The sequence below is a fragment of the Polycladidibacter hongkongensis genome (assembly GCF_001561995.1).
In the GTDB taxonomy this organism is placed as follows: Bacteria; Pseudomonadota; Alphaproteobacteria; order Rhizobiales; family Stappiaceae; genus Pseudovibrio; species Pseudovibrio hongkongensis.
Window position 1 is genome coordinate 22750 of sequence record NZ_LLWC01000022.1, and the last position, 15027, is coordinate 37776.

Genomic DNA, 15027 nt, shown 5'->3' on the forward strand with positions numbered 1-15027 from the left:
AACCAATCAGGGTGCACAACTGAATTTTATCTTATTAGTTGTATTTTTCGGAGGCAATATCGCTTTCCCTAGGGTGAGAAACCACGGTTGTTATCATTTGCACTCTTGACCCCCGCCCCTCAAAAAGCCATTTGACAGGCAGCAAATGTTTCGTGATTGTCTCGAATCGTCGAAGCAACGCCCGTTATCCGTGCCAGAGCAGCCAAAACCGACAAGAGCAGCTCCGGCCATATCGCGAGAGTTTTTAAGTTTATGAACGTTGTCATTGTGGAATCACCGGCCAAGGCCAAAACCATCAATAAGTACCTGGGCAAGGACTACACGGTTTTGGCAAGCTACGGCCATGTGCGCGACCTGCCGCCCAAGGACGGCTCTGTGCTGCCAGATGACGACTTCGCCATGAGCTGGACAACAGACAGCAAATCCCAAAAGCGCCTCTCCGATATCGCCAACGCTGTGAAAAGCGCTGACAAACTGATTCTCGCAACTGACCCCGACCGCGAAGGCGAGGCCATTTCCTGGCACGTGCTGGAAGTATTGAAAAAGCGCCGCTTGCTGAAAGGCAAGCAAATCGAGCGCGTCGTTTTTAACGCCATCACCAAAAACGCCATTCTTGAGGCAATGAAAAACCCGCGTGAGCTGGACGAGCCGCTCGTGGATGCCTACCTCGCCCGCCGCGCACTGGACTATCTCGTAGGCTTCACCCTTTCGCCGGTTCTGTGGCGCAAATTACCCGGCTCCCGCTCCGCTGGCCGTGTACAGTCGGTGGCCCTGCGCCTTGTTTGTGAGCGCGAACAAGAGATCGAAGATTTTAACTCGCAAGAATACTGGTCAATCCTCGCCAACCTGACCAACGGGGAAAACGCCGCTCTGCAAGCCAAAGTCACCGGCTTTGAGGGCAAAAAACTGGGCCGTCTGGATATTAAAGACGAGGCCAGCGCCACCACCATCAAAACCATGCTGGAAAAGGCGCAGCTCTCAGTCTCCTCCGTTGAATCCAAGCCGACCAAGCGCAATCCCTACGCGCCATTCACCACCTCGACACTGCAACAGGAAGCCTCGCGCAAATGCGGTTTTGCCGCCGCGCACACCATGCAAATCGCGCAGAAGCTTTACGAGGGCATCAACATCGGCGGCGAAACCACCGGCCTCATCACCTATATGCGTACTGACGGTGTGCAAATCGCACCAGAGGCGGTGCACAGTGCCCGCTCCGTCATTGGCCGCCTCTATGGCGATAATTATGTGCCGGAAAAACCGCGCCACTACTCATCCAAAGCGAAAAACGCGCAGGAGGCACACGAGGCGATCCGCCCAACCGACCTCTCCCGCCATCCGCGCGATGTGGCCAAATTCCTTGATCCAGATGCCGCCCGCTTATACGAGCTGATCTGGAAACGAACCATTGCCTCGCAAATGGCCTCCGCTGTGCTGGAACGCACCACAATCGACATCACCGCCCGTGAAGGCAGCCGCACCGCCGCGCTGCGCGCCACCGGCTCAGTTGTCCGCTTTGATGGCTTCCTCACCCTCTACCAAGAGGGCAAGGACGATGAGGAAGACGAGGAAAGCCGCCGCCTCCCCGCTGTAAGCACCGGCGAAATGCTGGGCCGCACCGGCATAGAGGCCAACCAGCACTTTACCGAGCCCCCCCCACGTTTCACCGAGGCCACCCTCGTGAAAAAGATGGAAGAACTCGGCATCGGCCGCCCGTCCACCTATGCCGCCACGCTGCAAACCCTGCGCGATCGCGGCTATATCGAGCTGGATAAAAAGCGCCTGCTGCCGCAGGATAAAGGCCGCCTTGTCACCGCCTTCCTTGAGGGCTTCTTCAAGCGCTACGTGGAATACGATTTCACCGCCGCACTGGAAGAACAGCTGGACAAAATCTCGGCAGGCGAACTGGAATGGAAGGCCGTCTTGAAAGAGTTCTGGAACCCCTTCCACGAAATCTGCGATGAAGTGATTAAGCGGTCCAACACCGAAGTTCTGGACGCGCTCAATGAAATCCTGCGTGCCCACGTCTTCCCCGATAAAGAAGATGGCACCGACCCGCGCCAGTGCCCAAAATGCGCCACCGGCCGCCTCTCGCTTAAAACCAGCCGCTTTGGCGCCTTTGTCGGTTGCTCCAACTACAACAAAGACAAAAAAGACGGCAAGGTTCCCAACGAGGATCCGCCACACTGCGATTACACCCGCCAGATCGTGCAGGGCGCAGATGGTGACAGCGCCGCCGCTGTTGATGGCCCGCAAATACTGGGACAAGACCCGCAAACCGGCCTCGACGTCTCCTTGCGCATCGGCCGCTTTGGCCCTTACGTCCAGCTAGGAGAAGAGGCCAAACCAAAGCGCTCCTCCTTGCCCCGCGGCTGGCAGGCCTCTGAAATAGATCTGGAAAAAGCGCTGCAGCTGCTGTCGCTGCCGCGCGAAGTTGGCACCCACCCGGAAGATGGCAAGACAATCTCCGCCGGTCTTGGCCGCTTTGGCCCGTTTGTGCTGCACGATGGCACCTATGCCAATCTGGATAGCCCGGAAGAAGTCTTCTCCGTTGGCATCAACCGCGCTGTTACCCTTTTGGCCGAAAAACGCGCCAAAGGCGGCGGGCGCCGTGCCGCGGCCAAACCGCTACGCGAATTGGGTGACCACCCAGACGGCGGCGCCATCAATGTCTATTCCGGCCGCTATGGTCCCTATGTAAAATGGGAAAAAACCAACGCCACCTTGCCAAAAGATGTCACCCCTGAAGATGTAACACTGGAGCAAGCCGTCGAACTGGTGAATGCCAAGGCAGGCAGCAAGGGCAAGAAGAAAGCCGCACCAAAGAAAAAACCGGCAGCGAAAAAAGCCCCTGCCAAAAAGGCCGCAAGTGGCCCGCTTGCAGAATTTGGCAGTTATAGCGACGGCGCTGATGTTTCCCTGCGCGACAGCGGCCGCCTTGGCCTGCGTATCAAATGGGGCAGCAAGTTCATTTCACTGCCCAAAGACCTGCAGGCAAAAGACGTGACCAAAGAGCTGGCTTTTAAACTGATTGCAGAAAAAGCTGGCGAATAAACAACTGAAACCTTAACGGCCTTGCGCTATCAATAAGCTGCAAGGCCGCACCAAACCGCGCAGCCACAGCTGCACAGGATGACACATTGAGCCGAAAAACACAGGCTAACAAGCGGGCAAAGGGCCCCGCCAATATGCCCTCGCGCGAGGAGATCCTCGCCTTTATCAAGAAAAATCCGAGCAAAGCCAACAAACGCGATGTCGCCCGCCACTTTAAAATAACCGGCGCGGCGCGCATCGAGCTAAAGCGCATTCTGAAAGATCTGATGGCCGATGGCCTCGTCGAAAAGCGGCAAAAGCAAATGTTGCTCCCCGGCGAGCTACCCCCTGTTTTTGTCGCCACCATCCGCGCCGCCTCAAGCGAGGGCGAGTTGCTGGCCGAGCCACAAAACTGGGACGATGCGCTAGGCACACCGCCCAAGGTGCTCATTCTACCTGAAAAGCGCAACAAATCGCAGGGCGTTCCGGCCCTTGCCATAGGTGACCGCGTTCTCCTGCGCCTTGCAGATGTGGACCCCGGCGCAGAGGCGCAGTTCTGCGCCCGCCCGATTAAAAAACTGCAACGCCAGCAAGATGAAGTCCTTGGCGTGCTCTCCATAGACCCGCTGTCCAAAGAAGCTATCCTATCCCCGGTAGACCGCAAGCAGCGTGAGCTGAATGTGGATCCACGCTATTTGGAAGGCGCAAAGGACAGCGATCTGGTCGCCGTTGAAGTGGTCAAAGCCGGGCGCATGCGCTACCCGCAAGCGCGGGTGACAAAAGTCATCGGTTCGATGAAGTCGGAAAAAGCCGTTTCCGAGATCGCCCTTTACACGCAAAATATCCCGACCGAGTTTCCAGAGGCCGCCTTGGCACAGGCCGAAGCCGCCGCCCCTGTCAGCCAAGGCAAGCGCGAAGACTGGCGCCATCTGCCGCTGCTCACCATCGACCCGGCAGACGCCAAAGACCACGACGACGCCGTCTACGCCGAGGCGGATACGGCCGAGGACAACCCCGGCGGCCATATCATCTACGTGGCCATTGCCGATGTAGCGGCCTACGTCACCCCCGGCTCGCCGCTGGACAAAGAAGCGTTGAAGCGGGGCAATTCGGTCTACTTCCCCGACCGCGTCATCCCCATGTTGCCCGAGCGCATTTCCAACAATCTGTGCTCCCTGCGCGAGTTGGAAGACCGCCCCTCCATGGCGGTACGCATGATCTTTACCGCTGAAGGGCAAAAGCTCTCCCATAGTTTCCATCGTGTCATTATGCGCAGCGCCGCCAAGCTCTCCTATCAGCAAGCCCAAAAGGCCATTGACGGCGTGGTGGATGACAAAACCGGCCCGCTGCTGGAGCCGGTCCTCAAACCGCTATGGCAAGCCTATGACGCGCTAAAACGTGGCCGCGACAAACGCGCACCGCTTGAGCTTGATCTGCCAGAGCGCAAAATCAAGCTAAAAGACGATGGCACGGTCGACAGTGTGTTCGTGCCCGAGCGCCTTGACGCCCATAAACTCATCGAGGAGTTTATGATTCAAGCCAACGTCGCCGCCGCCGAACAGCTGGAGGCCAAGCGCGCGCCAGTGCTCTACCGCGTTCATGACGCCTCCACACCGGAGAAGCTTGCCAGCCTGCGCGATTTCCTCTCCACCATGTCAATCAAGTTGCCCACAATTGGCGGCCTGCGCCCCTCTGTGTTCAACCACATTCTGGCAAAGGTGGCCGAGACCCCAAGCGCGCAGCTGGTGAATGAAGTGGTGCTCCGCTCCCAAGCGCAAGCAGAGTACACGCCGCAAAATATTGGCCACTTTGGCCTTAATCTGCGCCGCTACGCCCACTTCACCTCCCCAATTCGCCGCTATGCGGATTTGTTGATCCACCGGTCGCTTATTCGCTCTCTGGGCTTGGGCAAAGATGGCCTGCCGGACGGCTTTGAAGACAAGCTTGATGTAATTGGCGGTGAAATATCTGCGGCAGAACGTCGCGCCATGCTTGCCGAGCGCGAGACCATTGATCGCCTCATAGCCTTGTGGCTCTGCGATAAATTGGGCGCAACCTTCAAAGGGCGTATCGCTGGGGTAACAAAAGCTGGACTATTTGTGCGCTTGTCAGAAAGCGGCGCAGATGGTTTTGTGCCCGCCTCAACCATTGGTACGGATTTCTACGAATACGTAGAGACGGCCCATGCGCTCACCGCCGTGCATTCAGGCGAAACCTTCCAGCTGGGCGACTCTGTCGAAGTTCGCTTGGTGGAAGCTGCCCCGTTTGCCGGTTCACTGCGTTTTGAGTTGCTAAGCAAAGGGCAAATCCGCAAGGATGTTCATGCCCATCTGCGCGGCAATCGCAAGCCAGAGCGTCGCCGTCGCCCCTCCAAGCCACATGGCTTGAAAAGGACAAAGCCGAAGCGGAGGTAAAAGGCGAATATGACAGCACAACAAGCCACTTTGGAAGACACTCCAGTGTCCAAACCAGAGCGCAATGTCGCCGATGCCATGCTCAAGGGCAGCCTGTGCCGCTGCCCCTCCTGCGGCCAAGGCAAAGTATTTGACGGCTATCTGAAGCTGCAAAATGAATGCACAGCCTGCGGCGAAGAGCTGTCGCACGCCCGCGCCGATGATGCCCCGCCCTACTTCACCATCTTTATCGTTGGGCATGTCGTGGTCGCATTGGCCATGTGGGTGGAGATCGCCTATCGACCGGCCATGTGGCTGCATATGGCCATGTGGATTCCATTGACAATCGCAATGTCGCTTGGCCTGCTACGGCCACTGAAAGGTGCCATTGTTGGCCTGCAATGGGCCCTGCGCATGCACGGTTTCGAAGGTGCAGAACTGGACAAGCGCGACCGCGAGCAGCTTAGCAAAGGTACTGGCAGCGCGGCGGACAACACATGAGCCGCGCCGACGAGCTCACGGCCTTCGCCCGCCGTATCGCCGACCCAAGCCAGCCTGAGCGCCCCGCAGTGGACGCCGCCACATTGCTCATTCTTGATACCAATGCCAGCGGGGAACCTGTGGTCCTCATGGGCCGCCGCCACATGCGCCACACCTTTATGCCCGGCAAATTTGTGTTTCCCGGTGGCCGCGTCGATGAAAGCGATGCACAAACCCCGTTGCTCGCCTCCTATCATCCGCAGATCACCGCCAAACTTGCGGCCCAAACAACTGATCGCTCTATCGCTCAGCTGGAGGCTCTGGCCGTCGCCGCCTGCCGCGAAACCTATGAAGAAGCAGGGCTGTTTATTGGCAAGCAGCAAGAAGGCAACATAGCGCAGCCGCTGCCGCCAGCACTACAGGCATTTACACAGCGCGGTTTGGCTCTGGATCTCTCCTGCTACCGCCTGCTGGCCCGTGCCGTTACTCCGCCCGGGCAACCTCGCTGCTTTGACACCCGCTTTTTCGTTGTGGACGCGGCACAAATCGCCGACCGTCTTGCCGAGGGCACCGGCCCAACCGGCGAACTGGAAGAATTGCAGTGGCCAACACTTGAAGAATGTAAGCAGCTGGACCTGCCGCCAATCACCCTCGTCATCATCGAGGAACTGCAACAGCGGCTGCAACAAGACCCGCAGCTGGATCCCGCAACCCCAATTCCCTTCTATTTCTGGCAGGACGGTTTTCAACGCAAGCTGCTCTAGCACCGGCACAAACGCACACCTGCCACGCGAACCGGCCTGTCACAGCTTCAGGCCTGCCACTTTTTCATGCGTGCCAACCAGCTGGCACACAAACACAATAGAACAGCGCTTCGGCGCTCCTCTCATGTAAGCCGCGCCAAATTGCCATTGTGATAAACAAATTGATAGCTCTCAGACAGCCTATGTGTTTTCATGGCTAGTCCATACTCTTTATTTGTTTCATCACCGACGCTGCTTTTGCCCAAAAGCAGATGTCGCGCACACTTGGTATTCTCAATGTTTGCTGTCTCGATAAAGATGCGCCAATCCAAGCGCACGCTCGGCATTGCCGCCGCTATTTCTGCCATCACCGCCTTTGGCTTTGCCATGTCTGCCGTCTGGCCGCTGCTCTCGCTCGTTCTTGCCGCGCGTGGCCATTCAACCGACGCCATCGGCCTCAGTGCAGGTCTCGCTGGCGCAGGTGCCCTCGCCTCGTCCTTTCTAACCCTGCCAATTGCTCGGCGTTTTGGCTTTCTCACCACCTTGCTCGGCGCGCTTATCCTGTGTGCGCTAAGTCTGCCGCTCTTTCACCTAATACCCTCTTTCTGGGCTTGGATTCCACTGCGCTTCACCTTTCACGTGCTTGTCACCGGCGTGTTCATCCTTGCAGAAATCTGGATCACCCTAGAGGTCGAAGACAAGCACCGCGGCATCGTTCTGGGCATCTATGGCACTGCCCTTTCCGTGGGCTTAGCAACTGGCCCCTTAATCTTAAAAGCCTTTGGCACCGTCGGAGGCGCACCCTTTTATGCCATAGCCGCCTGCCTGCTGCTCGCAGTTCTCCCGGTTCTGCTTGGCAGGAGGGCAGCGCCTAAACTGACACAACCTGCGAAAAGCCGTTTGTTGCCGCCTCTCACCATGCCCGCAGTCCTGCTTTGCAGCTTTGTTTTCGCCGCCGTTGATCTCGCCTTCACCGCTCTCATGCCAATCTACGGCCTGCACCGCGGTTTCTCACCGGAAAACGCCGCCCTTGTCCTTGCCATGTTTCCACTGGGCAGCATTCTCCTGCAAATCCCGCTTGGCTACGTGGCAGATCGCATTCCCCGCATTTACGTGCTGCAATTCTGCGCGGTCGGTGGTGTGCTCTTGCCCATCCTCATGTACGCCCTCCCCTTGAGTTTAAGTGCTTTCCTCGCCTTAATCATGCTCTGGGGCGGTCTATTGGGTGGTCTTTACACAGTTGCCCTTGCCCTACTTGCCCAAAACGCTACTCCGGACGAGTTGCCGGATCTCAACGCTGCTTTTGTCCTGTGGAACACATTGGGCATGGTCGCCGGACCTGTCATCGCTGGCGGCATTATGAGCACTGCCGGAACGCCGGCACTGCCTTTGGGCTTTAGCGGATTTGCGGCAATTCTCCTGTGTGTCCTGCTCTTTAGTGCCAGAAACTACACGCAGAATTAAGAACTGATCTTGACTTTGGCCGCATGTTGAGTAGTGTGCGCGCTGAATTCCCTATTGGGTTCTTCGAGTCTTTGCGCGCCGCGATGGCAGCCGCAAAGCCAACAAGACCCGAGCGAACAATCCGGCCATGCATGGGCCGACAACAAACAGGATCCTTAGCGATGGCAAAGGCGGCAACCGTTAAAATCAAGCTGAAGTCTACCGCAGACACCGGCTACTTCTACGTCACCAAGAAAAACTCTCGCACCATGACCGAGAAAATGGTGAAGCGTAAATACGACCCAGTAGCGAAAAAGCATGTCGAATTTAAAGAAGCAAAAATCAAATAAGCATCTGCTTAGCTTGATCTTTTAAAAAGGCGCCGCGTGGCGCCTTTTTTATATGGAGATTTTTCTCCTACGCGCTTAGGCAAGCCCTCCACGAGGCCCCACTGGCTTCATACGCAAAATGCGCAAAGCGGCCCGGCAGGCACAAAGCCAGCTCCGCACCAGTTGCGCAGCGCATAATTTAAATTCCTACGGATCTTGGATTTGCAAATAAAGGTGGCCGACGAGAAGCGGATGACACGAGGAGGCCACTCAGAACCCGATAACTCGCCGGCCAACCCCACGGTCTCAGGAAATGCGGCGGACCCGAGTGCTCCGTAGGGTAATGTATATGTCAGCACACAGTGGAAACCAATTCTCGCCACCAATTTGACTGTGAAACGGTAAACCACCAAACTTGCAAGCCAAGAATTGCAATAATTAGGCTGGTAGTAAAGCAACAAAGCTTGACAACTGCGCAAAACCGAAAAGATTCAGTGTCTATGCACAACAAATCCCGCTTTAGTTAAAGATTACTAGACAATTTCAACAGTTAACAACCGTCAAATCGCACCTTACATACCAGAAGTTTTCTATAGGCCTCTTTCACTAGCTAAATGCTGTGGTGAATTCAAAGGGGGTAGATATCAAAGGGCGCAGTGAGATTCTTTACCGCCACGCAGACCATTCAATATCATTTCCGCTGCCTCGCCTGATTTCATAGACATTCGCAAAGCCAAAACCTTTGCATCAGGCGCCGTACAAAAGGCAGCCACGCCAAACCAGTCAACCTGTCAACAGACAGCAACTGCAATACTTCTATCTCCGCTCTCGACAAGTCAATCTTACTACTGCACCCAGCATAGTTTTGGCTACGCGCGTTGCCGCATGGAAAGCCCGATGGGTCTAGGCTCCTGCTGCAAAAAGGCGCGAGATAAGCACGATGGCTAGCCGAGGAAAGACTTTACTGTACCAATAAAACTGGCAACTGATATCGGCTTGGAGATATAGGCCTCGCACCCACCTTGGCGAATGCGCTCTTCATCCCCCTTCATAGCAAAGGCAGTGACAGCTATGACCGGAATCCCCTTCAAGCTTTCGTCTTCTTTCAACCACTTTGTCACTTCCAATCCTGATACTTCTGGCAATTGGATATCCATAAGAATCAAGTCTGGAAGATGTGTTTTTGCAAGCTCTAACGCAGCCATGCCATTGCGCGATTGCAAGGTGGCATAACCGTGCGCTTCCAATAGGTCATTAAACAGCTTCATGTTGAGTTCATTATCTTCAACAATCAGCACAGTCTTCGGCATTACATTATTCCCGTTTGCGCATAGAAAAGGCCTCTTACCTTTTCAAGCAACGCAGATAGCAGTATAGCAATCCATTCTAAGGCGCTGTTCCTTAGTAAATCAGGATTCGTTTCAGAAAGGCAAACACCAAGTGGCACTTGAAAAAAAAGCATCACTATCGGTTGAAACTGCACAAGAAATTGCTGTTGGTGCCCTCGCATTCCTTGCCCGAAACCCGGAGCACCTCGGGCGCTTCCTCTCCCTCGCTGGAATTGGCCCTGCTGAAATTCGCGAAGCCGCTCAGGAACCGGAATTCCTTGCCGGTGTGCTTGAGTTTTTTATGGAAGACGAACAACTTCTTCTCGCCTACACACAAAACGCAAATATCCGCCCCACCAATATCGCTCGGGCCCATCTTGCATTAGCCAACCCAGATGGAATTTTGAACTAGCCACACTTCCCTGTGGCCACTCAGCGCGAATAACACCCCCATAGCCCGACTCACCGATTTAGTGTAGGAACGAAAAAAGAACACTAAAACTCCCTTGAGTTAAAGGGCAGGTTGGCAGGGATGAATTGTTAGGGACAGATTCTAAGAGAAGACCTCCAAATCAGACGGGGTATTACTATGTCGTCAGATAAAAAGGGCCGGTCAAACAGCCACCAAGGCGCTCAAGGGGTTCCGCTCTGCCGGGATTGTGGACACCGCGAAGTGACCCGCTCGCACAGGTGCGCTCGCTGCGGCAGTCCCCGCGTAATCTCACATCCGGAATTGGATAGCCTTGAGATTGCACATATTGACTGTGATGCCTTTTTCGCATCAGTTGAAAAGCGTGACAACCCAGGCCTCATCGACCAGCCCGTCATTGTCGGTGGAGGAAAAAGAGGCGTTGTTTCAACGTGCTGCTACATTGCCCGAATGTATGGCGTTCGCTCGGCTATGCCCATGTTCAAAGCCCTCAAAGCCTGCCCGCACGCGGTAGTGGTAAAGCCGCGAATGAGCGTGTATAGCGCGGTCGGCAAGCAAATTCGGCAAGCCATGATGGAACTAACACCCATGGTTCAGCCGCTCTCTATCGATGAGGCGTTCTTGGACCTATCAGGAACACAGCGGCTGCATAAAGCCAGCGCAGCGCAGTCATTGGCACGATTTGTACGCGAGGTCGAAACAAACATAGGCATAACCATGTCCGTCGGCCTGGCCCCGAACAAGTTCTTGGCAAAAATTGCCTCCGATTTGGAAAAGCCCCGCGGCTTTTCGATTATCGGATCTTCCGAGGCAAAAGAGTTCCTCGCAGATAAGCCCACCTCCATCATCTGGGGAGTTGGCAAAGTTCTGCAGCGCAAACTAGCGGAAAACGGCCTGCAAACTGTCGGTCAACTACAGCAGGCCGACCCAAGCATGTTGGCAAGAACCTACGGTGCCATGGGCCTTCGCCTCGCTAAGTTGTGTCAAGGCGAGGACGATAGATCAGTCACCCAACCTGAAAAAGCAAAGAGCATCAGCAACGAAGTCACATTCAACTACGACATCTCATCCTATAAAGAGTTGAGCGCAACACTCTGGCTCCTCGCTCAAAAAGTCTCAGACCGCGCCAAGGGTTCGGCCACCGCAGGTCGCACAGTCGCATTAAAACTAAAGGACGAAAATTTTAAGACCATTAGTAGATCGCGCCACCTCGGCGAACCAACTCAACTGGCCGACATCATCTTCCGTGTTGCCGATGCCCTGCTGCAACCCGAAACACAGAATGGGCGCCGCTACCGGTTAATTGGTGTTGGCATTGCCGACTTGGAGCCAACAGATGGCAGCGATCCGCAAGACTTGCTTGATAATCAAGCGTCAAAGCGTGCAAGTGCCGAACGCGCGATGGATGATTTACGAAACCGGTTTGGTGATAAAAGCGTCACCATGGGCCGCGGGTTGAAAACCAAATAAGGCCTTTCCAGCCTACCTACGCAGCATTGCGCGCTACCCGCCAAATTCAGCTTAATAACGAACTTCGGAGGCACGAAGTTTTTGCCCAGCCGTTATACGTTTGATAGTTCAGCAGCTTTCCCCAAGCCAAAACCGGCAACCACTTGTCAGGCGCTTGATTCTATTACAACCTTGGCGCTTAGTTTTCCCTGTATCCCGCCAAGGGACGCCGCACTCTGCGTGCGCCGATTTTATCAAAGGTATAACAATGACCAGCATAATCGAGCAGCGCCTCGCCTCACTCGATATCACCCTTCCAGAAGCTGCAGCACCCGCTGCCAATTACGTGCCATTTGTTCGCAGCGGCAATCAGCTGTTTGTTTCCGGCCAGCTCCCCATGCAAGACGGCGAACTCGCAATTAAAGGTAAGCTTGGCGCCGATGTTACGTTGGAAGAAGGTCGCCAAGCCGCTCGCCTTTGTGCCATAAATCTGCTGGCTCAAGCCAAAGCGGCAACAAGCGACCTTGCAAAGGTTGCCCGCCTCGTCAAGATCGTCGGCTTTGTCAATTCAACCGCAAGCTTCGAGCAGCAACCGGCGGTTATCAATGGCGCATCCGATCTGCTCGTTGAGGTAATGGGCGAAAGTGGTCGTCACGCCCGTTCCGCCGTAAGCGCCGCCAGCCTGCCATTCTCCGCCGCGGTAGAAATTGAAGCAATTTTTGAAATTGCCGACTAATCTGAAAGAACAGAGAATGACAGCTTTGCCATGGCTCACTGCCCGGCCAATCGCACATCGTGGCCTACATGACAAAACCAAAGGCGTGATTGAAAACAGCCGCAGCGCAGTAAAAGCAGCAATCGCCGATGAATACGCTATCGAGGTTGATCTGCAAGAGACTGCAGATGGCCAAGCTGTCGTCTTTCATGATGAAACTCTGGAGCGGCTTACCGGTGCCTCTGGTGCAACCGTGGCCAAGCCTCTCGCGGAGCTTCAGGAAATCCAGCTTGATTTTGGCGAGAACACCGCAAGAGCGACCGATAAAATCTGGTCTCTAGCGCAGTTACTGGAGCTGACCGCAGGCCGGACACCACTAATCATCGAGTTAAAGTCACTCTATCAACCCGATGGCCAACCGCGTTTCTTAGCACACGTCGCCGAGCTTTTAAGCGCGTATCAGGGCCATGTGGCAGTAAAATCTTTCGACCCTGCCATGCTCCGCGCCATGCGACGCCTCGCCCCGCATATTCCAAGGGGGGCCTTGTCCATGAGCCGCCTTGGCGAAGATGAAAAGCGTAACTTTAGCCTTGCCTTAAAGCTACTCGCACCGACAATGCTGCATATGGTTGGCACAAAACCAAGCTTTGTTTCCTACCGCGTCCATGACCTCCCCGCACTTGGGCCGCAAATCTACAAGTATCTGTTTGGCTTACCCATTATGACATGGACAGTACGCACAGCAGATGATCGTATACGTGCTGAGCGATTTGCCGATCAGATGGTGTTCGAAGGCTTCACTCCATAGGTGAAGGGAGGTTGCACCACTTGCCCATACTTGCAGAAGGGCAACGCCTATGCTTTGCTTGCCATGCCAACGCCGCAACAATGCGCGCAACAAAACGCGCAACACGCAACAAAACGCATGAACATGAGAGGCCCCTTTGACTTCGCAGCTCTCCCTCTCTGTCGTCAATTCACTGCAAGAAGTGAGCGCTACCGCATGGCAAACACTTGTTTTAGATACGGCCACGCGCCTTGGCTCTCCTCAGGATCTGGGCTGCGATCCACAAAACCCTTTTATTTCCCACGAGTTCCTCAGTGCTTTAGAGCGAACCGGTTGCGCCGCACCTGCCGCAGGCTGGTATCCAGCCCATATTCTCATGCACCGCGGCGAGCAATTGGTCGGCGCCGCCCCAGCCTATCTGAAAACCAACTCACAAGGCGAGTATGTATTTGATCATGCTTGGGCCGACGCCTTTGAGCGCGCTGGAGGCGAATACTACCCAAAGCTACAATGCGCCACGCCGTTTACGCCGGTCAGCGCACCGCGCCTGCTCGTAGCCCATACTGAAAACCATCAGGAAATTGAAGCGCTATTACTTGCAGCATTAAAAGAACTGGCGCACGCTAATGACGCGTCCTCCCTACACCTGACATTCCTACCGGAGCCCCAGCGACACAGCCTCGCGGCACACGGCTTGCTTCAGCGAAACGATCAGCAATTCCACTGGTGCAACAGCGGCTACACACATTTCGACAGTTTCCTCGCCGCGCTCGCATCTCGCAAACGCAAAGCCATTCGCAAGGAACGCCAGTCCATCATCGAGGCCGGGGTAAAAATCTCTTGGCTGCGCGGCCGCGATATCAGCGACAAGCATTGGCAGTGTTTCTTCGAGCTCTACCAACACACTGGCAACCGCAAATGGGGCCGCCCTTACCTCAATCAAGCGTTTTTTGCCGCGCTGGCAGAACAAATGCCACATGCCTGCCTGCTCATCTATGCAGAACAAAATGGAGCCCCTTTGGCCGCCGCGCTAAATATGATTGGCGAAACAACGCTCTATGGTCGCTACTGGGGGGCATACTCTTTCGTACCGCACTTGCACTTCGAGCTTTGTTATTATCAAGCGATCGACTATGCGATCCAGCATGGCTTACAGCGCGTCGAAGCCGGAGCACAGGGCGAACACAAACTCGCACGCGGATATGAGCCGGTCACCACCTACTCCGCCCATCATATATCCCATAAGGGCCTGCGCGATGCCGTAGCGCACTACCTTCAGCACGAGCGACAAGTCGTGGCGCACAATAAGCAAATTTTAGAACAGCACAGCCCGTTCAAGCAAACTGATCTGGCAAGCAAACCACACAAGCAGAGCGAGGCCAACTCTGCGCCTCATCTCACAGGAGACAATGATGACATCGACAAACTATGACCCACAAAACATCTTTGCCAAAATTCTGCGCGGCGAACTGCCCTGCGAAAAGCTTTATGAAGACGAACATACCATTGCCATTATGGACATTATGCCCCGCGCACCCGGTCACCTGCTGGTGATCCCCAAAGCGCCCTCCCGTAACCTGCTAGACATTGATGAAGACGCCCTGTGTGCCGCTATCAAAACAGCGCGTAAGCTGGCCATCGCGACAAAAGCCGCTTTTGCCGCTGATGGCGTCACCATGCAGCAATTTTCCGAACCGGCGGGCGGGCAAGTGGTGTTCCACACTCATATTCACGTGATCCCGCGCATGGATGATGTGCCGCTTGGCCCGCATGGCGGCCCCATGGCTGATGCAACAGAGCTAAAAGCCCACGCTGACAAAATCCGCGCGGCTCTATAGCGCTTTTCCCGCTTCACCAGCCAAAGCTGTTTCCTTTGGCTGGTCTTAAATAACCAATTCAT

The 15027-nt window shown here is 55.2% G+C and carries 13 protein-coding genes; 12 read left to right on the plus strand and 1 reads right to left on the minus strand.

What is annotated here, in order from left to right; translation table 11 throughout:
• Nucleotides 1-252: 252 nt before the first annotated feature.
• The 6 genes from topA to rpmG all read left to right on the plus strand — a co-directional run bounded on the left by topA (nucleotide 253) and on the right by rpmG (nucleotide 8439).
• Nucleotides 253-3051, plus strand: coding sequence for a type I DNA topoisomerase (topA, locus tag AYK82_RS08145; protein ID WP_068313903.1), 2799 nt, complete (start codon nucleotides 253-255; stop codon nucleotides 3049-3051).
• A gap of 134 nt (nucleotides 3052-3185) precedes the next feature.
• Nucleotides 3186-5444, plus strand: a complete 2259-nt coding sequence (gene rnr / locus AYK82_RS08150; protein ID WP_068313905.1) for a ribonuclease R — start codon at nucleotides 3186-3188, stop codon at nucleotides 5442-5444.
• A 9-nt stretch (nucleotides 5445-5453) separates the two neighbouring features.
• A complete protein-coding gene (locus AYK82_RS08155; RefSeq protein WP_068313908.1) occupies nucleotides 5454-5924 on the plus strand; it encodes a DUF983 domain-containing protein in 471 nt (156 codons plus the stop codon).
• Complete coding sequence (locus AYK82_RS08160) at nucleotides 5921-6667, plus strand: NUDIX hydrolase (protein WP_068313911.1); 747 nt, start codon at nucleotides 5921-5923, stop codon at nucleotides 6665-6667. The genes AYK82_RS08155 and AYK82_RS08160 overlap by 4 nt, the downstream gene beginning before the upstream one ends.
• A gap of 276 nt (nucleotides 6668-6943) precedes the next feature.
• Nucleotides 6944-8110, plus strand: a complete 1167-nt coding sequence (locus tag AYK82_RS08170; protein ID WP_172795217.1) for an MFS transporter — start codon at nucleotides 6944-6946, stop codon at nucleotides 8108-8110.
• Nucleotides 8111-8271: 161 nt separating this feature from the next.
• Nucleotides 8272-8439, plus strand: coding sequence for a 50S ribosomal protein L33 (gene rpmG / locus AYK82_RS08175; protein WP_068315571.1), 168 nt, complete (start codon nucleotides 8272-8274; stop codon nucleotides 8437-8439).
• A 923-nt stretch (nucleotides 8440-9362) separates the two neighbouring features.
• Here rpmG and AYK82_RS08180 read toward each other — a convergent pair.
• Complete coding sequence (locus AYK82_RS08180; protein WP_068313920.1) at nucleotides 9363-9728, minus strand: response regulator; 366 nt, start codon at nucleotides 9726-9728, stop codon at nucleotides 9363-9365.
• Between the two features lie 130 nt (nucleotides 9729-9858).
• Between AYK82_RS08180 and AYK82_RS08185 the strand changes: the two genes are divergently transcribed.
• The 6 genes from AYK82_RS08185 to AYK82_RS08210 all read left to right on the plus strand — a co-directional run bounded on the left by AYK82_RS08185 (nucleotide 9859) and on the right by AYK82_RS08210 (nucleotide 14965).
• Nucleotides 9859-10158: a DUF3572 domain-containing protein gene (locus AYK82_RS08185; protein WP_068313923.1), complete on the plus strand. Its 300-nt coding sequence runs from the start codon at nucleotides 9859-9861 to the stop codon at nucleotides 10156-10158.
• Nucleotides 10159-10335: 177 nt separating this feature from the next.
• Nucleotides 10336-11646 (plus strand): DNA polymerase IV, encoded by a 1311-nt coding sequence (locus AYK82_RS08190; protein ID WP_068313927.1) that lies wholly within the window; start codon nucleotides 10336-10338, stop codon nucleotides 11644-11646.
• Nucleotides 11647-11893: 247 nt separating this feature from the next.
• The gene (locus AYK82_RS08195) at nucleotides 11894-12361 is read left to right on the plus strand and encodes a RidA family protein (RefSeq protein ID WP_068313930.1); all 468 of its coding nucleotides are present in this window, start codon (nucleotides 11894-11896) and stop codon (nucleotides 12359-12361) included.
• Between the two features lie 16 nt (nucleotides 12362-12377).
• Nucleotides 12378-13148, plus strand: coding sequence for a glycerophosphodiester phosphodiesterase family protein (locus AYK82_RS08200; RefSeq protein WP_068313932.1), 771 nt, complete (start codon nucleotides 12378-12380; stop codon nucleotides 13146-13148).
• Nucleotides 13149-13284: 136 nt separating this feature from the next.
• Nucleotides 13285-14559, plus strand: coding sequence for a GNAT family N-acetyltransferase (locus AYK82_RS08205; RefSeq protein ID WP_082733820.1), 1275 nt, complete (start codon nucleotides 13285-13287; stop codon nucleotides 14557-14559).
• Nucleotides 14540-14965 carry an HIT family protein gene (locus AYK82_RS08210; RefSeq protein ID WP_068313935.1) on the plus strand — a complete coding sequence of 142 codons (426 nt, stop codon included), beginning with the start codon at nucleotides 14540-14542 and terminating at the stop codon, nucleotides 14963-14965. The genes AYK82_RS08205 and AYK82_RS08210 overlap by 20 nt, the downstream gene beginning before the upstream one ends.
• The last annotated feature ends 62 nt before the right edge of the window (nucleotides 14966-15027 follow it).

Coding starts and splice junctions, on each gene's coding strand:
- AYK82_RS08195 (WP_068313930.1), top strand. CDS start 11,894: ATGACCAGCATAATCGAGCAGCGCCTCGCCTCACTCGATATCACCCTT.
- AYK82_RS08160 (WP_068313911.1), top strand. CDS start 5,921: ATGAGCCGCGCCGACGAGCTCACGGCCTTCGCCCGCCGTATCGCCGAC.
- AYK82_RS08210 (WP_068313935.1), top strand. CDS start 14,540: ATGACATCGACAAACTATGACCCACAAAACATCTTTGCCAAAATTCTG.
- AYK82_RS08200 (WP_068313932.1), top strand. CDS start 12,378: ATGACAGCTTTGCCATGGCTCACTGCCCGGCCAATCGCACATCGTGGC.
- topA (WP_068313903.1), top strand. CDS start 253: ATGAACGTTGTCATTGTGGAATCACCGGCCAAGGCCAAAACCATCAAT.
- rnr (WP_068313905.1), top strand. CDS start 3,186: ATGCCCTCGCGCGAGGAGATCCTCGCCTTTATCAAGAAAAATCCGAGC.
- rpmG (WP_068315571.1), top strand. CDS start 8,272: ATGGCAAAGGCGGCAACCGTTAAAATCAAGCTGAAGTCTACCGCAGAC.
- AYK82_RS08190 (WP_068313927.1), top strand. CDS start 10,336: ATGTCGTCAGATAAAAAGGGCCGGTCAAACAGCCACCAAGGCGCTCAA.
- AYK82_RS08155 (WP_068313908.1), top strand. CDS start 5,454: ATGACAGCACAACAAGCCACTTTGGAAGACACTCCAGTGTCCAAACCA.
- AYK82_RS08180 (WP_068313920.1), bottom strand. CDS start 9,728: ATGCCGAAGACTGTGCTGATTGTTGAAGATAATGAACTCAACATGAAG.
- AYK82_RS08170 (WP_172795217.1), top strand. CDS start 6,944: ATGTTTGCTGTCTCGATAAAGATGCGCCAATCCAAGCGCACGCTCGGC.